Genomic DNA, 17,286 nt, shown 5'->3' on the forward strand with positions numbered 1-17,286 from the left:
TCAACTTTAAAATGATCTCGGTTATTATCCGAGCATAGATCAACCTTTGTTAGAATGTCCGATTTCCGAAGAGCATGTGTTACTCATCGATTCGGTCGGCACTTGTTATTTTAATCCGTAACCTGGAGCCGCGGTGGATAAGTGGGCTGATCTTGTGACCAAATTGAGATTCCGTTTGTAAGCGAATAGTGATAACCCGAAGCTACATTCGGGGTAAAAGTAATCTCAATTGTTGTGGAATTGCCGTTATATGTGAAAGTAACATCCTTGGTTAACTGATCGGGGAACAAGCTAATGTCTCGGTATATTTGAAGCGTGTAGGCTCCGGCTGCTCCTCCGGTGACGGTAAGTTTGGCTGTAACGTTTTGCCCTACTCGGGCTGAAGTGACCTTCGCACCTGAAACATACCAGCCATCGAAAACGATTGATAAAGGACCAGATGCATTTATACTTTTAGTTGACGATTGAAAAACTCGACCCGATACAGCGAGCGAGAAAGTGAGCGTCCTCGCTCCTGGTTGGTCGAACCTCAAATTAAAAGTAACGTTTGTACTTGAGTTTCCACCGATGGCTACCTGTTGTGTTACAGGTTGAGTATTAGGAATTGTAGATTCCACAGTAAGCACAAGATCGACCTGATGTAATTCCGTGTTTACCAAAGTCACCGTGTAAGAGTATGTATTTCCTGCCAAGATTTGAGTTGGACCATCAACTGTACCTATTTTCACACTGGGATTCACGATAGGCGTTGCCCCTAGTGCCGGCTGCGTTTCTGACCATACCGAAAGCCATAGCTTTATATCTCCGTAACCCACGCCTTTAAACTGCTGTCCGATACCCCAGGCATTAGTTGAATTCAACAAGCCAAGATCGTAATAGCCAACAAGCTGATCACCGGTGGGGCCCAATACCTGTTGAATATCTGAAGCGCTCACTGGAATCCCCTGGGAGTTAGCCCAAAGCGAACCGAGAGAAGCCAAAATACTGCCAAAAGGTGAGGTAGTCATGCGGCTTACAGCCATTATGCTTACCCGGACGTTTTCGCTAGCACGATCAGTATGCCAAAGTGTTTGGTTTATCTTCTGAGTCATATAGTTCTGGAAATAGATACCTTGTTGTTGGAAGACCTCTGTATGCGGAGGGCTGACTCCGTCAGAGGTCAACACAATAAATGTTGTACCTAGGTATGACGTCAGCAGTCCCGATTTGTTGTCGGAAAGGACTGCATACTCAAGAGTGATATTCATCGGCGGATTCGGGGTTTTGGCTATGCAGCTTGCGCCACCGGATTCACCGGTACTGTTATACGCTTTGACAATGTAGGTGTATGTCTTGCCAGGTTGAAGCCCTTTATCTGGAAAAATATTGGTATTGGTATTTACTGTGCCGATCAAGCTGCCATCCCGATAAACTCGGAAACCCGACTCGTTACTAGAGTTGTCTGACCATTGAAGACTCACTGAGGATGAAGAAGGGGTTAAAGCAACAAGATTGGATGGTGGCGAGGGCGCCTGCATAGCCGGAACATTGAGAGTGAAAGTTGCGGCTCCCGATTCCCCACCTTCATTAAACGCCCTTACCTGATAGGTATAGGACGTTCCAAGGGTTAGGCCGGCGTCTTGGTATGTATTAGTTTTAGCGGGTAACGTGGTAATCAGTGTTCCGTTCCGATAGACCTTAAAACCCGTTTCGTCGGTCGAATTTACCCTCCAGGAAAGAAACACGGTATTCGAGTTTAATTGTCCATTCAATTCGGAAGGAGACAACGGGGCATTGGAGGTCGAAGTGATTGGAGAGACGGTCGTTGATTGTTGGTTATTTTGTATATTTTGAGGAGGAACAACGCTCGAACAAGCCGTTGCGACGACCAAGATAGACACCATGAAGAGCAAGCTCGTTGTTCTCAACATCGCCATGCCCCTTACCGCTTGTTATTTTATAAGGTCCTTCTTTGATGAGACAAGCGCCAGTAACCGCATCATAGCAATGCGTCTGATTGAAGTCAATATACATCAGATTCAGACCTAATAGTGCCCGCAACACCAAGATTAGATACCATCTGGGCAAAAAGGGAGCCAGATATGCCGAGGAAAAAGGTCGAAAAAGCTGACAAGGAACTCGACCGAGTGTATTTAACGTTTACTGAAGCTCAACGCTGCTTGGGTGTATCTCACGACACAATGTATAAGCTGATGAAACAAGGGTTGCCCTCTCACAAAATCGGCCGAAAGAGAGTGTTCCTCCAAGAGGAATTGATCCAATGGATTAAAGAGCATTAAGCGTTGGTTAATTAAAAACCAACCATGACTGACGCCGAGTGCGTCATTTAGTCGGAACGTCAACTGAAAGTCCTTGGAGTAGCATCGCCCGGTTCCCCAACATTAACTTAACCGCTCGTCTTCTTATATGCTCCCCGATTTCGAGGGCCAGCGGTGCGCTTTCGTTCAACAGTTCATCTTTCAGCCCCCGAATCAGCTGATAGAATTCTTCCACAGCGAACAAGAAGTAGCCTTTGGCCTTAAGCGCGACTATAACATCAGCCTCAACTCTCGTCGAATCTCGGGCTATTTGCGATATTGAAATAGCTTGGAATTCAAGCGGTTCGCCTCTAGCGGAAATCATGATGACACCGGAGGGCGCCTTTCTTTCCAACATCTGACGCGAGATCCTGAGCCCGTTATTGACAGGGTTTTTAGCACCTTTCATAGAAGCCGCCATCGCCCCACCTATTAGTCCAGCCACCCCACCTACCAGATCAGCCTTGGCTCGGCTGCAGGCGGCTGATGACTCGTGGATGTTGAGGCCATGGATTTCGTCTTCAATCCTGCATCGCAAAGCATCAAGAGATGTCAGTCGGTCTCGCCGCAACGTGCCTATCTCTGTGATTTCAATGAGTCTGGCCAGGTCCCTAAGAGTTGAATTCTGGATTTTTATACTGTTGATCAGACCGTCTACCTGGCTACACTGTTGATTATTTGTGGTTGCCATTGTTCCATCTCCTTCACGGCATTCTCGATAGCTACCTTTAATAGATAGGGCTGTGGACTAGAAGTGCCATGACGATTTAGCCAGTGCGCCATGGGTTTTAAGAGCATCAAACCTATCACCCGGACTTTGCCACCATCGGCAATATCCTCGTTCTTGGCCAGTGCTAACAACTGGTGCAACCATTCGTTGGCAGACACCATCGTTTCGTATTCGCCGATTTGCTGTCCAACATTTTGAGCGCCAGCAATCATCCTGTCGACCTCTTGAAGAGCTTCACTAATGCCTGATTGCAGTTTTGAACAGAGCTTTTCACCTGCCACCTGGGCGGATTGGTTGATCGTATCGATTGCCTTTAAGATTTTGTCGCTGGCGGCAGCGATGTCTTTCAAAAGCATATTTCGTTGGGCGTGGAGTTGGTTATTCGATGTCGTTAACGCTGACGATTCGGCCGTCCGTTCTGAGATGAGATGCTCGGCAGATGCTAATTCGGCGGCCTTCTTTTGGCAGGCAGACTCTATTCCCATGAGCTTGTCCATGGCTTTCAGTTCATTAAACAGCCGGTCCTTCAAATCAGATGGTTTTATTTTATGATGGAAAGCTACCTCCTTGACGTGCTGGGTGAAATCCCCCAATCCTTCAAGGGTGAAGCCCATGATGGCCAGCTTCTTAATGTCCTGACGGGCTTCGGTCAGTTGCAGATCCGCCAGGTGGGCCCGCTTCTCTAGCTCAGTGGTGCTTGAGATGATCTTTGCTTGATTGACATGGCTCTTTTCAATGTCTTTTTGGAGTTGATCGAAATGAATCTGTGCTTGTTGCTTACTCACGGTTAGCGTGTTTAAGGCATCTTGCGTCTGATCCAGCATCTTCTTTTTGGTTTGTAGTTCTTTCACTAACGGTTCTAGCTTGGTAACTTCGCTCTGGAGATTCGCCACTTTAGCTTCGACCTCCGGCACTGAAAGACCGGTGCTCGCCTGCATGTCATGCAATGCCAGTGTCGCCTTGGCAAAAGCCGAGGTATCGGTTCCGGGAGCAGCCACGCCTTTGATAACCGATTGGAACTTACCGAGTTCCGACGGCTCTATGTTGAGGCTAGCCAAAGTCGATAGCAGGGATATACCTACAACGACTTTAACCGGTGTTAGCTTGGCATTCTTCAGGTCAATCGCTGCTTCCCGTAAAAGGTCGATGTCTTCGGAAAGGTTGGCAGCCTCGGGGAATAACCCGCTCTTGAGATCGGCGACAACGTTGAAAACAGTTCCCTTGCTGACATTGTTTTTGACGGCGATTTCCTCATAACTGAAGCCGGCAAAATACATCCTAAGGACAGACACTACCTTGGTGGCGGATAGCTCTTTCATTGTGGGTTCTCCTATCGTTATTTATTAGGGGGTCTATTTGAACGCATTGAACAACATGAAAACATCACTTGAACGCCTGGAAAACGGTTATTGAACGCGATTTGAACAGACTATGAACAAGAACAAAGCCCCTGCTGAATCCTCAGCAGGGGCCTATAACGGGCTGTTCAGGTAAGGGCGAATTCTAGACTGAAAGTTCTGCCTATGGTAACCTTAGCTCCACCAAAGGGGACGATACCTAGAACTCCCCGGGCATCTAAAACAGACTGTTCAGGGAGAGTCTTTTCGATCACTTTCCTGTGGCCTTTAGTCTAGGATTTCATGTGAATATTGCCGCAGCAGTGTTGGCGTGTTATCCTGTTGTGCGATGATGTGGCCAGGACCGATGTTTCAAACCTACTACCAGCAAATAAACCGTATTATTCGTGAAAACATCGACAAAGAAGAATCGAAATACCTCCTCGAGGTCGATCCCGCCGAATATTTGGACTTTCTGGTTGAACAAACAAAGTGGGAAACACTCACGTGGGATGAGTCTCGGATGACAATAGAACCATTTTCTATTAAGGCCGAAAGGCGAGACGAATTTCACAGCGGTCGCACCTATCAGTTAGAAGAACATCGATTTCGCCTGAGAATTCCCTTATCGCATCATCCGCAGAGAAAAGAGTACTTCAAGTTTGGCCCCTCCACCTTCTGGGGAGCAGAACCAGCCTGGAAATTTGAAGATGACGTTCTTGTCCTCGAGGTTGAAATGAATGAACAAGCAGTCCAAAAAGGGGTTGAGCAAGTTCGCTTTTGGCTAGGCAATAGGAACAAGGAAATTGAAACCGGTAACAGCCAGTTAAGAGACCGAATCAAGCCAGTCTGGGAAGCCAAGAGGAAGCAGCTAGAGGAAAAGCAGAATACGACGCAGGCATTACTTCAGAACCTAAACATCCCATTACATCAGGATCTCAATGCAAGAGGAAGACCGGTAGAGATTAAGCCACGACAACTACGTACTGTCATAGAGAAGCCAAAAGCTACTAGCATACTTGAACCCACTCTGAACCGAGATGATGTCATGGCACTCGTGGACTTTATCGAACAATACACGCGTCAATTTGAGACAGCTCCGAAAAGTTACCAAAAAATGGAAGAAGAAGAACTGCGAGACCTTCTAGTAGGGATGATGAACGCCAACTACCCTAGAAGCACTACTGGGGAGACTTTCAACAAATTGGGCAAGACAGATATCTCTCTACGAGTAGATTCGGGTCAGACTTTGGTATGCGAGTGTAAATTTTGGTCCGGTGCCAAAGCGTACAATGATGCGATAGAGCAATTATTCAACTACCTTACGTGGCGCCAGAATTATGCTGTCTTGCTCCATTTTTGCAAGCTTAAAAACATGACCACTGCAGTGGAAGAGGGTAAGAGGGCAGTGGGTGCGAACACATCTTTTACGCCCGACACGATGCAAATGCAGTCGGAGACGCGCTTCACCAGTAGGCATACTCATCCCCAAGACACGAGAAAATCGTTGGAGATTTTTCACTTATTTGTAGATTTGAGTGTCTAGCTTAATCTCATCGCGAGGTAGTGGTCATAACCACTACTCCCCGGACACTCCCGCGTTTTCAAGACTGCCAACCAAAAGGGGACGATACCGAGAACTACCCGACATTCAAAAGACCGGCCGAGCAAAGTTTTTTCAACAACCTTCCCTTGGCCTTTACAGAACTGCAAACCCCACTAACTTTGTATGACATTCCCCCCGTAAACAGCCAAACCCTGACTTGGAGCACTCCGACATAATAAAATGGAGACGAACCCTGAAGCTAGACACATCGGGTTAAGAAGGTTTAGTGTCTACTATTGCCATCCGACCTCATGCCGAAGCAAAGGAATTGATTGAGCAATAGCGTAAGGAATACAATAGCGTGAGTGAAACCTCACAACTCACGTAATTACAAGCCACCGGCACCGGAGGCTATTATTATTACTTGTGGGAACGAGTTAAAAACTGGTATCGTCGTCGGAGGCAAGTCACTTGGGGGAATAGAATTCTAGTAGTTATGAAAATAGATAAGCAAAAACTACCCATATACATTAGCATAACTCTATCATTAATTACTTTCGGCGCAATATTTGGATTCGGGGCAATAGCTTTATCAATTATCTACAGGATATTTTTTCCTGTAGTCTTTTTGTTGTGGATATCCTCATTTCTGCTGTCACTGTCATGGAAAGAATTAAGGGGAATTTTATCTCCAAATGCCATAAACAGTGCTTTTATTATATACTTGGGAGCTATATTCATTTCGCTTTCACGATTTAAGACAGAAATCGCTGAAGGTAGCGTCGATATAAATATGATTGGCGTTGGATTAGCTTTAATAGCCATAGCTTTGGGATTAACAGCTCAGTTTAAGGAAAACAAGGAACAAGTGTTTGAAGCTAATAATTCGACAACAATTCTAGCACCAGAAGTATGCCAAGAAAATGATGATACCATAGATACTCAAGCATTAATGAGTATTGATGTAGTTCTAGACGAGGTGAGAAGGCGAATAGACTTTCAGTTTGAACAAATTGACGGGCTTGTTACCAAGTCGGGCATAGCTCTAGGTATTGCGGGTGTAATATTTACTCTGCTGGTTACAAACATCCTCGGTCAGTCAGACACAATTGCTAACCTATTCTTAGCCAAAATAGCCTTGATACCGCTTCTTATGTCGCTTAGTTTGTCCTTTATCCCGATATTCATAATGAAATGGGATAGGCCACCTGATTTGAACCGCTTGAGGGATTATTATATCGTAAAGGATATTGGAATCACTAAGCTCAATATAATCGATAAATGCTTGGAAGCTATAGACAATAATAAGAAGTTAATAGACAAGCTATTTCGCCTTATAAAATACTCGTACGTTCTCCTTTTTTTTGGATTTACATTATTAGCTGTCTGGATAGGAATTAATGTCTGGTAGGTGAGCATGCTAAACTATGAGTGAAAATAAGGAAAAAGAACATGGCAAAACAGGAAAAGAGGTCGAAGCCCCGCCAAGAAAAACAGACCCGAAATTGGCACAAAGGGTTGATTATACCGAAAAGTCCCGAAAAAAGGTTGTTATAAATATTAAAAAGGAAGACCTATGACAAACGAATCAGCCAAACCACAAGTGCAACCAAAACCAGCCGATAGACCTGTGCCACCAAGACAGAATGACCCATATCTTGGGGCAACTGAACAAAAGGGCGGTAAGCCGAACGGGGAAACAAGGCAAAATTAAGAACGACATATTGTCACGGACGGAATGATTTAATAGGGCTGGGCAGCACACCGATCAGTTTACTGGATTATTTCCCAACCGCCGATCAGGATTTTCATTGTGAGCCATTGGACTTGTTTCTTCACCAAGTACCGTCATGGTAGTACAAACACGACAGTTTGACACCTGTAATACATTTTTCGATATCTGGATCTGGCAAATCGCTGGATAGGCAAAGCAGCATAATATCAGTGCCAATTGAAAAGGCAAAAACCATCCCCCCTTTTTCTCTTTTGGCCAAAGAGTAGCGATAGCATTCAATCTCTTGCCGCCCTTCAACACCATCCCACATGATTGGACCTTTGAGGTCAGTTGTTCTTCCCTCTCGCCCACAATATATCGGCCAGAGGCTCTTGGTTAAACCAAAACGGACGAAGTTCCTTATTTGGTCAAATTCGGGACTTAGTGCGAAGTTGATATCATTCAAAGCCACAAATTCAAGGCCTACTTTGCCTAAGAATCTCCCAAGTATGCTCAAATGCCAAGGAGTGAAAACCAGAATATACCGCAATTTATCACGTAGTAGGTTTTCTTTTTGCCACCGATTGCTCACATCCATAGATGTGGAACCATCTTCATGGGCAGTGAACCCAACCCCGAATTCAGTGAAAGGATGAAAGGATGGAATCGCTCCTCTTTTTGGCGGATCAAGGTTCACGAACGGAAGGTGATTTCTCTTGGTTCGTATTCCGAGGTAGCTTCGCCAAAATGCTAAGTTGGTTTTTTCGAGAGCCGGTCGTTCAATTTCTGTACCGAAGTAATTTTGACATTTCTCGCAAATGACATTTTCTAGAATATCGATGTCATTACCGAGGGATTCCGGAATAATATGTTCTCTGGTTCGAAATATGCCTTCTGTTTTGCAGAATAGACAAACACTCATTGAGTGTATTCTAATACAACGGTTCAAAATTAAAAAATGGTAACCACTGTGGAATAAACATGGTAAGCGATTTTCGAAAAGCAACGTCTTGACTGTATTACTAACAAGGTATATATTAGCTAATAATATACTATTAGCGGAGTTTGCTTCATGGGAAAAGTCCCTATCACCGTCATGGGCTTTCGTTGCGAAAGATGTGGTCACGAATGGTTGCCACGCGACACGATGCGAGAACCAAAGGTTTGCCCTAAGTGTAAAAGCCCTTATTGGAATATTCCGCGGAAACAAACACCGATGACATACGACGAGTTTAGAGATCAGATCAAAAAAGTCCTTCTTAGTCACAACAAACCCATGACATGGACCGAAATACGAACTGAGGCTAAGCTTCCTCAAAGGTTTCCGAACAATCAATGGGTGCATCGTATGGAAAAAGACATGGGTTTGTTCCGGGAAAGAGATGACCATGGTATAATCCAGTGGCAAATAAATCCTGATTAGGAGAACTTCGACGTGTTGGATACCACCCTCAAGCTACCGGAAAAAACAGCGTCGGAACAGCGGTTAAGTAAAGCCTACTGGAACCGAAATCATTTCTCTGCTAACCCTGAGTTTTACACTATCGGTTACTCCGGGCAAACAATCCAGAGTTTTATCACTACTCTCCAAAAAGCTGGTGTAGCAACATTGATTGACATCAGATTTACACCGGTAAGCCGGTATAAACCAGACTTCAGTAAGACTAATCTGAAAAATGCCCTCGAAAGTAATGGCATCATCTATACTCATCGGCCCGATTGGGGTATTCCAAGAGATATAAGGGCATATGGCATAGGAAAAGATACGAGAAACGATATTTGGCGCTGGTATGATTCTAACGTTCTACCTAATATTGTCAGTGACAATCTTAACGAATTCTTCAACTCCTTGGAACACCCTGTGGCTTTGATGTGTGTTGAGCTAGACCCTACCGAATGCCACAGACACAGAGTGTTCTTGGAGCTTGAGCGGCGAGGATTTGGTGGGCGAGATCTTTAGGTATAGGCCCCAGAAAGGTACGTAGGTGGTTACCCGCGAAGAATGGGTTAAAAAGCGGATTCTCATCACTGTTCGCACGTACCCCACACCTTCGGCAAAGGGTATTGAAGTCTCATGCACAGCCGGAATCACTGAAGACGGCCAATGGATAAGGTTATTCCCCATCCCTTTTAGGTTCCTTACTGTCGACCAACGTTTTAAAAAATATCAACTTATTGAAGCAGAGGTCACTAAATCAAAGTCCGACCCCAGAGTAGAGAGTTACAAAGTAAATATTGATACAATTAAGATTATCAATGATGTCATCGGTACCAACAATGACTGGCAAGCGCGAAAGTTAAAAGTCTTCCGTCTAAAGAAGAGGTCACTTTGTGACTTACAGACTGAGCGTAATTTAAACCAAACTCCGACTCTGGGTCTATTCAAGCCAAGCCGAATCAAGCGGCTTATTATTGAACCTACTGCAATAGAATGGACTCCGGAGGAACTTGCCAAATTACGTCAATACCCGATGTTTGGAAAACTACCAAAGGAAGAACTTAAAAAAGTCCCCTACACATTCAAATATGAGTTTGAATGCGAAGGTGATGGGTGCAACTCTCACACGTTGTCATGTACCGATTGGGAGATGGGAGCTTCATATCATAGCTGGCTAGCGAAATATGGACCTGATTGGGAGAATCAATTCCGAGCCACTTTTGAAACTGAGATGATCGAAAAAAATGATACCCATTTCTATGTTGGCACCGTACATCAGCACCCTGATGCTTGGATTATTGTAGGGTTATTCTACCCGCCTAAAACCATTCAGCCTTCGTTGTTATAAGCCCTCGAAAACCCATGACGCTGCCTGCTTCTATCGAAACAAGAAAATGCGCCAAATGCATTTCCCTTACGGCACCATTTTCTTAATCCAATAAGTAATGAGAATTCAAATGGTCACAGACTACAGGATTGAACTGAACTCGTTTGAATGGTAAACTCAACCAATTTATGTGTGCCGAAGGATACTATACAACAACCAGTGACAAACTGGGATGAGTATTACCGATTATCACGCAAAACTCTATGCCCATGAACTGACTAGGCGCTGCTCTTCTGACAGTGTTGAAAAACTGACTTCAGTCCTCGCCGATGCTCAGGTTGATCTAAACCCTCATCAAGTCGAAGCGGCACTTTTTGCCTTCAGAAACCCCTTTTCTCGTGGCGCCATCCTAGCCGATGAAGTTGGCCTTGGGAAGACGATTGAAGCTGGTCTTCTTCTTTCCCAGAAGTGGGCGGAACGCAAACATCGCCTTTTAGTTATTGTCCCAGCCAACCTTCGCAAACAATGGAGCCAGGAACTTTCAGACAAATTCAATCTACCCTCAGTGATTCTGGAGAACCGCAGTTTCAACGATATGATCCGCTCCGGCAATCTCAACCCCTTCAAGCAAGAAGCCATTATTTTATGTTCATATCAGTTTGCCAAGAAGATGGAGCCTTACATTCGTCAGATACAATGGGCATTGGTAGTCATAGATGAAGCTCACCGGCTGCGCAACGTTTATAAAACCTCCAGCAAAATAGCCTCGGTTATCAAACAGGCCGTTGCCCCTTTCCCCAAAGTGTTATTGACTGCGACGCCATTGCAGAATTCCTTGCTGGAGCTATATGGACTTGTCAGCATTATCGACGATTATGCTTTTGGCGATTTGCGCAGCTTCCGAGCTAGGTTCACTCGGCTCAGCAATGAAACGGATTTTACCGACCTCAAAGAGAGACTCAAGCCAATCTGCAAACGCACCCTGCGCCGTCAGGTGCTGGAATATATCAAATACACTAACCGCCACGCCATCGTGCAAGAGTTCGTACCGAGCGACCAGGAGCAAAAACTCTACGATTTGGTTACGGAGTATCTTCAGTGCCCGACATTATACGCACTCCCCGCCAGTCAGAGGCAACTAATGACGTTGATATTACGCAAGCTCCTCGCGTCATCGACATATGCCATCTCTGCAACCCTCGAGGGATTGGCCAACAAGCTGGAAGCGGCGGCAATCGTTGCTGAAGCTGTCGATACTATGCCGGAAGATCTGCCAGCTAATCTTGAAGAACTTGATGAACTGGCGGACGAATGGGACGAGGATGAGAATGCCTCAACACCGGGCCAAAAAAACAAATTGGCTCCTGAACAACTCGCAGAGTTGCGCCTTGAGATGGCCCAACTGCGTGAATTCCATGCGCTGGCAAAATCAATCGTCAGGAATTCTAAAGGCGAAGTACTTCTCACCGCCCTGAGAAAAGGGTTTGCGGCTGCGTCTCATGCCCAGGAAAAGCAAGGGGCTACTACATTACAACAAAAAGCTGTCATATTTACGGAGTCACGGCGCACCCAGGAGTATTTGTTTAACGTTCTGCAACAAACCGAATTCGCCGGAAAGGTCATGCTTTTTAACGGCACCAATACCGATTCCCTTTCAAAGGGAATTCTTCAGCGATGGCTGGAAAAACATGCTGGCACCGATCGTATTAGCGGTTCACCCAGCGCCAATATGCGAGCCGCTCTAGTTGAGCATTTTCGTGACGATGCTTCCATTCTTATTGCTACGGAAGCGGCTGCTGAGGGCATCAACCTGCAGTTCTGCAACCTAGTCGTAAATTATGACTTGCCATGGAACCCGCAACGCATTGAGCAACGGATTGGTCGCTGCCACCGCTACGGACAAAAATACGACGTCGTGGTGGTCAATTTCTTGAACAAGAGTAACGCGGCTGATCAACGTGTTTATGAACTGCTTGACGAAAAATTCCGTCTTTTCAACGGGGTGTTCGGAGCCAGTGATGAAGTTCTTGGGATTGTCGAATCTGGCGTCGATTTTGAAAAGCGCATAGCATCCATTTACCAACAATGTCGAACACAGGAGCAGATTCAGTTCGAATTCGACCAGCTTCAAAAAGAACTCGAAGTTCAAATCGTTGAGGGACAGCGGGATGCCAGGGAAAAACTCTTAGATAATTTTGATCAGGAGGTGGTCGAAAAAGTTCGAATCCAGAGTCACGATTATCTGGATCGATTCAACGGCCTCTTATGGATGATTACCCAACACCTTCTTGGGGATTATGCCAATTTTGACGGAACGGCGCACACCTTCACCCTATTAAAAAACCCTTTCCCGAAGGAAACCATCCACCCGGGACCCTACCGAATGGGAAAAGCAGTTGATGATGTCAATACTTACCGCGTTGGCCACCCTCTGGCTCAGCGCCTGCTTAGTCGTGCTTCCTCGCTGCAAACTCCATCGGCGCATGTAGTTTTCGATTATGCCGGGAGCGGTAAGAATATTACTTGTCTGCAATCGTTTCTCGGGAAGTCTGGTTGGCTTCAATGCTGCCTATGTACCGTAACCGCATTGGAGACTGAAGACCACCTAGTGTTTGCAGGAGTAACCGATGAAGGGCAGTTACTTGATGACACACAATGCCGGCGCTTGTTTGATTTAGCAGGGCAAACTGAAAACACCTTAGCCTTGCCTGGTGAAATTTCCCAACGACTTGACCAGCAAGTTTCAGCCCGACGCCAAGAAATCCTTACGAGTATGGACAATCGAAACGGGCGATGGTTTGAAGTGGAGATGGACAAACTGGACAAATGGGCTGAAGACCGTCGCGTTTCTCTTCGTACTGAGTTAGAAGACCTTGACGATGCGCTTAAAGAAGCTCGCAAGGCAGCTAGGATGGCGCCCAATCTTCCGGACAAATTAGAACGGCAACGAGAAATACGCAAGTTTGAAACCAAGAGAGATGAAGCTTGGCGCAACTATGACCAGGCCAGCCGCGATGTTGATAGGCAGAAAGACACGTTGCTGGACGAGATCAGCCAGCGGTTACAGCAAGCAACCGAAAAGACGACGCTCTTTTCTTTGCGTTGGGTACTGACATAGGAGGCAAATGATGGATGGAATGACGACCTTCACCAGTGACAAGGAGTCTCTGCAGGATGTCTTGAAAGCGATCTCAACCGGGAAATACCAGTTGCCAGAATTTCAACGCGGGTGGGTCTGGGATGATGCCCATATCATGAGTCTTTTAGCCAGCGTCTCTTTGTCGTACCCAATTGGCGCCGTCATGATGCTAGAGAATGGGAATAAAGACGTTAGATTCAAACCACGGCCTGTCGAAGGTGTTGAACTAGCTTTACCGGTTGAACCTGAACGTTTCATCCTCGACGGTCAGCAGCGCCTCACCTCACTCTACCAAGCAATCATACTCAATCGGGCTGTAAAAACAAAGGACATCAGGAAGAAGGAAATCCTCCGTTGGTACTATATTGATATGGCCAAGGCTCTAAACTCAAATGGGGACAGGGAAGACGCTATCGAGAGCCTGCCGGAAGACAGGAAGATAAAGAACTTTAGGAACGAGATAGTCGAAGACTACTCTACTCCTGAAGCCGAATTCGAGCATATGTTATTCCCGCTCTCTTTGATCCTAGATTGCGCCAAATGGCGGTCCGGTTACAACAGGCATTGGGGTTATGACCCGCAGAAAACCGAATTCTTCGACACTTTCGAACGGGCAGTCGTTGATCGATTCAAACAATACCAAATCCCCGTTATCAAGTTGCTGAAAGAGACCCCGAAAGTTGCCGTTTGCCAAGTCTTCGAAAAGGTCAACACCGGTGGTGTATCGTTAACGGTATTCGAATTGGTTACTGCCACTTTCGCCGCCGACGGCTATAACCTTCGAGAAGACTGGGAGGGAAAACACAACGAACGAGGACACAAGATTGCCACCGGTCGCAAGGACAGGATACATAGCCAAATTGCATTGCGCTCTATAGGTGCTGATGAATTATTACAGGTCATTTCTCTTTTATCTACCTATATCCGGAAAAAGGAGGACTCAGGTGCAGCTGTTGGCTGCAAACGAGCAGATATTTTGAAACTCAAACTCGATGATTATAGAAAATGGGTAGAATTGGCCACTTCTGGATTTGAAAAAGCCGGGCGCTTCCTTTTCCAACACAAGATATTTTCCAATAGAGATCTTCCTTATGGAACGCAGATTGTCCCCTTGGCCGCTATTCTAGCGATTATTGGGGACAAAGCAGACACTGATGTGGTGCGTGCAAAGCTGGGCAGATGGTATTGGTGTGGCGTTTTCGGTGAATTATATGGTAGTTCCGTCGAAACACGTTTTGCCCGAGATGTTGTCGAGGTTATGAATTGGGTAAACGGCGGCCAAGAGCCATCAACAGTGTCAGAAAGTAACTTTTCCCCCGGGCGTTTCGACACTTTACGCACTCGTAATAGTGCGGCGTACAAAGGATTATACGCATTGCTTATGCAAGACGGTTGCCTGGACTTTCGCACTGGGGAACCCATTCAGGTCCAAACGTATTTTGCAGATATTATCGACATACATCATATCTTTCCTCATGATTGGTGCGTGAAGAAACATATCGAGTCCAAATACTCAGAATCCATTGTCAATAAAACCGCACTTTCATACCGCACTAATAGAATCATTGGCGGCAACGCTCCAGGCCAGTACTTGAAAGCTCTACGCGATAAATGTAGTATCGATGAAAAGCGCCAGGACCAGATACTTGTCACCCACCTTATTGATCCGGAAACCCTCAAGAAAGATGACTTTAAAAGCTTCTATAACAAGCGCAAAGAAGCTCTATTGAACAGGATAGAACAAGCAACCGGGAAGACGATCGGCCGACAGGCGCCGCCCCAAACCGAAAACGCGGACGCAGATGGCGAACTTACCGAAGAAGAGGAACAGGAATGACCGAACAACCAGAACACTTTGACCTGAACTCCCACCATATAGCGGAAGAAAAACAGGAAGAACTTCTGCGCCTTTTCCCAGAGGTCCGAACCGAAGGCGGTAAAATTGACTTTGAACGCCTCAAGTTGGCATTGGGTGAGATGGTAGATGTAGGTAAAGAACGCTATGGCATGAACTGGCCGGGCAAAGCCGAATGCTTCAGAACCATCCAACAACCAAGCATGGCGACTCTGCGCCCAGCCCCGGAAGAGAGCGTTAACTTCGATACCACCGAAAACCTGATAATCGAAGGCGACAATCTGGAGGTGCTCAAACTTCTTCAGAAGTCATATTTGGGCAAGATTAAAATGATCTATATTGACCCGCCTTACAACACCGGAAACGACTTCATCTACCCGGATAATTATACAGAGTCACTCCAGACTTACCTTGAATACACCGGTCAGGTGGACACGGAAGGAAAGAGGTTTGGTAATAACACTGATTCTGAAGGACGTTTCCATTCGAAGTGGGTGAACATGATGTACCCGCGGTTGTTTTTAGCAAAGAATCTGCTGAGAACAGATGGCATAATTTTTATTAGTATCGATGATAATGAAGCGGTGAATCTAAGGCGCATCTGTGATGAAATCTTCGGAGAAGAGAATTGCTTTGCTCAAATTCCCTGGCAATCCAGGACATCGGTGCAGAATGACACTGACCTTAGTATTCAGCACGAATACATAGTTGCGTATGCTCGCGTCCGTCGCCAAGAGCATCGCCGCTTAAAAGAATCAAATAACAACCTTTGGCATGATCTGCCGAGTTTCGCTGCCCACCCTTTACCTGCGGATAAGACAAGGTATGATAACCCGGATAACGATCCCAGAGGACCTTGGAAAGCTGATCCTTTCGATGCCCCAAATATCAGAGAAAATTTAACATATTCAATTGTTAACCCGAATACTGGTCAAGAACATTGGCCTCCTCCCGGAAGGTGTTGGAGGACGGAACAACAAAGGTTCAATGAGCTTCTACAAGACCGTAGAATAATATTCGGCAAATCCGGAGATGCACGTCCTCAACTTAAAGTTTTCTATGAAGAAAAGAAGGAATTCGGTGAAGTTCCGACGTCTTGGTTCGATGGAGCTTCATATGGCACAGTCACTTCGGCGACACAAGAACTTCAAGACCTATTCGGTGGGAATAGTCCTTTCCCATTTCCCAAACCAAGTTCATTAATCCGTGCTCTTTTAACCATCTCGACCAAACACGATGATATTGTCATGGACTTTTTCGCCGGTGCAGGTTCTACTGCCCACGCGGTTCTCGATGTGAACCATCGGGACGGAGTTAACCGTAAATTCGTAATGATTCAACTCCCCGAGCCGACCGCGCGTGAAGACTATCCAACAATCGCTGACATCTGCAAAGAACGCGTCCGTCGTGTCATCAAGAAACTGAACGCCCAGGATGCCGGCAAACTTGATCTTAACGGCGGCAAGAAACAAGACTGCGGCTTCCGTGTTTTCAAGTTGGCGGACTCCAACTTCAAGACTTGGAACGCCCACGGTTCTCAGGACTCGGCATCACTGGAAAAACAGCTTGAATTACATATTGACCACATCAAAGACGGACGCGATATCGACGACCTATTGTATGAACTGCTGCTTAAGAGTGGATTCCCGTTGACTACTCCTGTCGAAAAACTGACTTTAGCCGGGAAGGATATTATTTCCGTGGCTGAGGGGCTCATGTTCATCTGTCTGGAAAAGGAAATCAGCCTGGAACTTATCAAAGCCATGGCGGACAAGAAACCGGAGCGTGTGGTGTGCCTGGATGCCGGTTTCGTCGGCAATGACCAGTTGAAGGCCAACGCCGTCCAGATATTCAAGACCAAAGAGATCAAGAAGTTCGAGACGGTATAGATAGTGAGTAAAGA

The 17,286-nt window shown here is 46.0% G+C and carries 13 protein-coding genes; 9 read left to right on the forward strand and 4 right to left on the reverse strand.

Annotated features, from left to right (window positions below; translation table 11 throughout):
- Nucleotides 1-110: 110 nt before the first annotated feature.
- Entirely contained in the window at nt 111-1,916 is a 1,806-nt protein-coding gene (locus tag V8247_RS04120; protein ID WP_338739062.1) for a fibronectin type III domain-containing protein, read from the reverse strand.
- Between the two features lie 165 nt (nt 1,917-2,081).
- Here V8247_RS04120 and V8247_RS09130 point away from each other — a divergent pair, with 165 nt between their 5' ends.
- The gene (locus tag V8247_RS09130) at nt 2,082-2,279 is read left to right on the forward strand and encodes a helix-turn-helix domain-containing protein (RefSeq protein ID WP_375340881.1); all 198 of its coding nucleotides are present in this window, start codon (nt 2,082-2,084) and stop codon (nt 2,277-2,279) included.
- Between the two features lie 43 nt (nt 2,280-2,322).
- Here the strand turns inward: V8247_RS09130 and V8247_RS04125 are convergent, their stop codons facing one another.
- Nucleotides 2,323-2,988 (reverse strand): hypothetical protein, encoded by a 666-nt coding sequence (locus tag V8247_RS04125; RefSeq protein WP_338739064.1) that lies wholly within the window; start codon nt 2,986-2,988, stop codon nt 2,323-2,325.
- Complete coding sequence (locus tag V8247_RS04130; protein WP_338739066.1) at nt 2,952-4,346, reverse strand: hypothetical protein; 1,395 nt, start codon at nt 4,344-4,346, stop codon at nt 2,952-2,954. The genes V8247_RS04125 and V8247_RS04130 overlap by 37 nt, the downstream gene beginning before the upstream one ends.
- Before the next feature lie 385 nt (nt 4,347-4,731).
- Between V8247_RS04130 and V8247_RS04135 the strand changes: the two genes are divergently transcribed.
- The 3 genes from V8247_RS04135 (at nt 4,732) to V8247_RS04145 (ending at nt 7,490) form a co-directional block, all read left to right on the forward strand.
- The gene (locus V8247_RS04135) at nt 4,732-5,910 is read left to right on the forward strand and encodes a hypothetical protein (protein WP_338739068.1); all 1,179 of its coding nucleotides are present in this window, start codon (nt 4,732-4,734) and stop codon (nt 5,908-5,910) included.
- 496 nt (nt 5,911-6,406) lie between these two features.
- Complete coding sequence (locus V8247_RS04140; RefSeq protein WP_338739070.1) at nt 6,407-7,321, forward strand: hypothetical protein; 915 nt, start codon at nt 6,407-6,409, stop codon at nt 7,319-7,321.
- A 16-nt stretch (nt 7,322-7,337) separates the two neighbouring features.
- Nucleotides 7,338-7,490 carry a hypothetical protein gene (locus V8247_RS04145; RefSeq protein WP_338739071.1) on the forward strand — a complete coding sequence of 51 codons (153 nt, stop codon included), beginning with the start codon at nt 7,338-7,340 and terminating at the stop codon, nt 7,488-7,490.
- Between the two features lie 255 nt (nt 7,491-7,745).
- On the opposite strand, the gene V8247_RS04150 is transcribed toward V8247_RS04145, so the two are convergent.
- Nucleotides 7,746-8,546, reverse strand: a complete 801-nt coding sequence (locus V8247_RS04150; RefSeq protein ID WP_338739072.1) for an HNH endonuclease — start codon at nt 8,544-8,546, stop codon at nt 7,746-7,748.
- Nucleotides 8,547-9,062: 516 nt separating this feature from the next.
- On the opposite strand from V8247_RS04150, the gene V8247_RS04155 reads away from it, so the two are divergent.
- From V8247_RS04155 to V8247_RS04175, 5 genes are all read left to right on the forward strand, one after another.
- A complete protein-coding gene (locus V8247_RS04155; protein WP_338739074.1) occupies nt 9,063-9,584 on the forward strand; it encodes a DUF488 domain-containing protein in 522 nt (173 codons plus the stop codon).
- A 25-nt stretch (nt 9,585-9,609) separates the two neighbouring features.
- Nucleotides 9,610-10,410, forward strand: a complete 801-nt coding sequence (locus V8247_RS04160) for a hypothetical protein (protein WP_338739076.1) — start codon at nt 9,610-9,612, stop codon at nt 10,408-10,410.
- 211 nt (nt 10,411-10,621) lie between these two features.
- Nucleotides 10,622-13,507, forward strand: coding sequence for an SNF2-related protein (locus tag V8247_RS04165; RefSeq protein WP_338739078.1), 2,886 nt, complete (start codon nt 10,622-10,624; stop codon nt 13,505-13,507).
- Nucleotides 13,508-13,514: 7 nt separating this feature from the next.
- Nucleotides 13,515-15,365 (forward strand): DUF262 domain-containing protein, encoded by a 1,851-nt coding sequence (locus V8247_RS04170; protein WP_338739080.1) that lies wholly within the window; start codon nt 13,515-13,517, stop codon nt 15,363-15,365.
- Nucleotides 15,362-17,272 carry a site-specific DNA-methyltransferase gene (locus V8247_RS04175; RefSeq protein WP_338739082.1) on the forward strand — a complete coding sequence of 637 codons (1,911 nt, stop codon included), beginning with the start codon at nt 15,362-15,364 and terminating at the stop codon, nt 17,270-17,272. The genes V8247_RS04170 and V8247_RS04175 overlap by 4 nt, the downstream gene beginning before the upstream one ends.
- Nucleotides 17,273-17,286 lie beyond the last annotated feature (14 nt).

The organism is Dehalogenimonas sp. W, from assembly GCF_037094495.1.
Lineage (GTDB): Bacteria > Chloroflexota > Dehalococcoidia > Dehalococcoidales > Dehalococcoidaceae > Dehalogenimonas > Dehalogenimonas loeffleri.

Coding starts and splice junctions, on each gene's coding strand:
- V8247_RS04175 (WP_338739082.1), top strand. CDS start 15,362: ATGACCGAACAACCAGAACACTTTGACCTGAACTCCCACCATATAGCG.
- V8247_RS04145 (WP_338739071.1), top strand. CDS start 7,338: ATGAGTGAAAATAAGGAAAAAGAACATGGCAAAACAGGAAAAGAGGTC.
- V8247_RS09130 (WP_375340881.1), top strand. CDS start 2,082: ATGCCGAGGAAAAAGGTCGAAAAAGCTGACAAGGAACTCGACCGAGTG.
- V8247_RS04150 (WP_338739072.1), bottom strand. CDS start 8,546: ATGAGTGTTTGTCTATTCTGCAAAACAGAAGGCATATTTCGAACCAGA.
- V8247_RS04130 (WP_338739066.1), bottom strand. CDS start 4,346: ATGAAAGAGCTATCCGCCACCAAGGTAGTGTCTGTCCTTAGGATGTAT.
- V8247_RS04125 (WP_338739064.1), bottom strand. CDS start 2,988: ATGGCAACCACAAATAATCAACAGTGTAGCCAGGTAGACGGTCTGATC.
- V8247_RS04165 (WP_338739078.1), top strand. CDS start 10,622: ATGAGTATTACCGATTATCACGCAAAACTCTATGCCCATGAACTGACT.
- V8247_RS04120 (WP_338739062.1), bottom strand. CDS start 1,916: ATGGCGATGTTGAGAACAACGAGCTTGCTCTTCATGGTGTCTATCTTG.
- V8247_RS04140 (WP_338739070.1), top strand. CDS start 6,407: ATGAAAATAGATAAGCAAAAACTACCCATATACATTAGCATAACTCTA.
- V8247_RS04135 (WP_338739068.1), top strand. CDS start 4,732: ATGTTTCAAACCTACTACCAGCAAATAAACCGTATTATTCGTGAAAAC.
- V8247_RS04170 (WP_338739080.1), top strand. CDS start 13,515: ATGATGGATGGAATGACGACCTTCACCAGTGACAAGGAGTCTCTGCAG.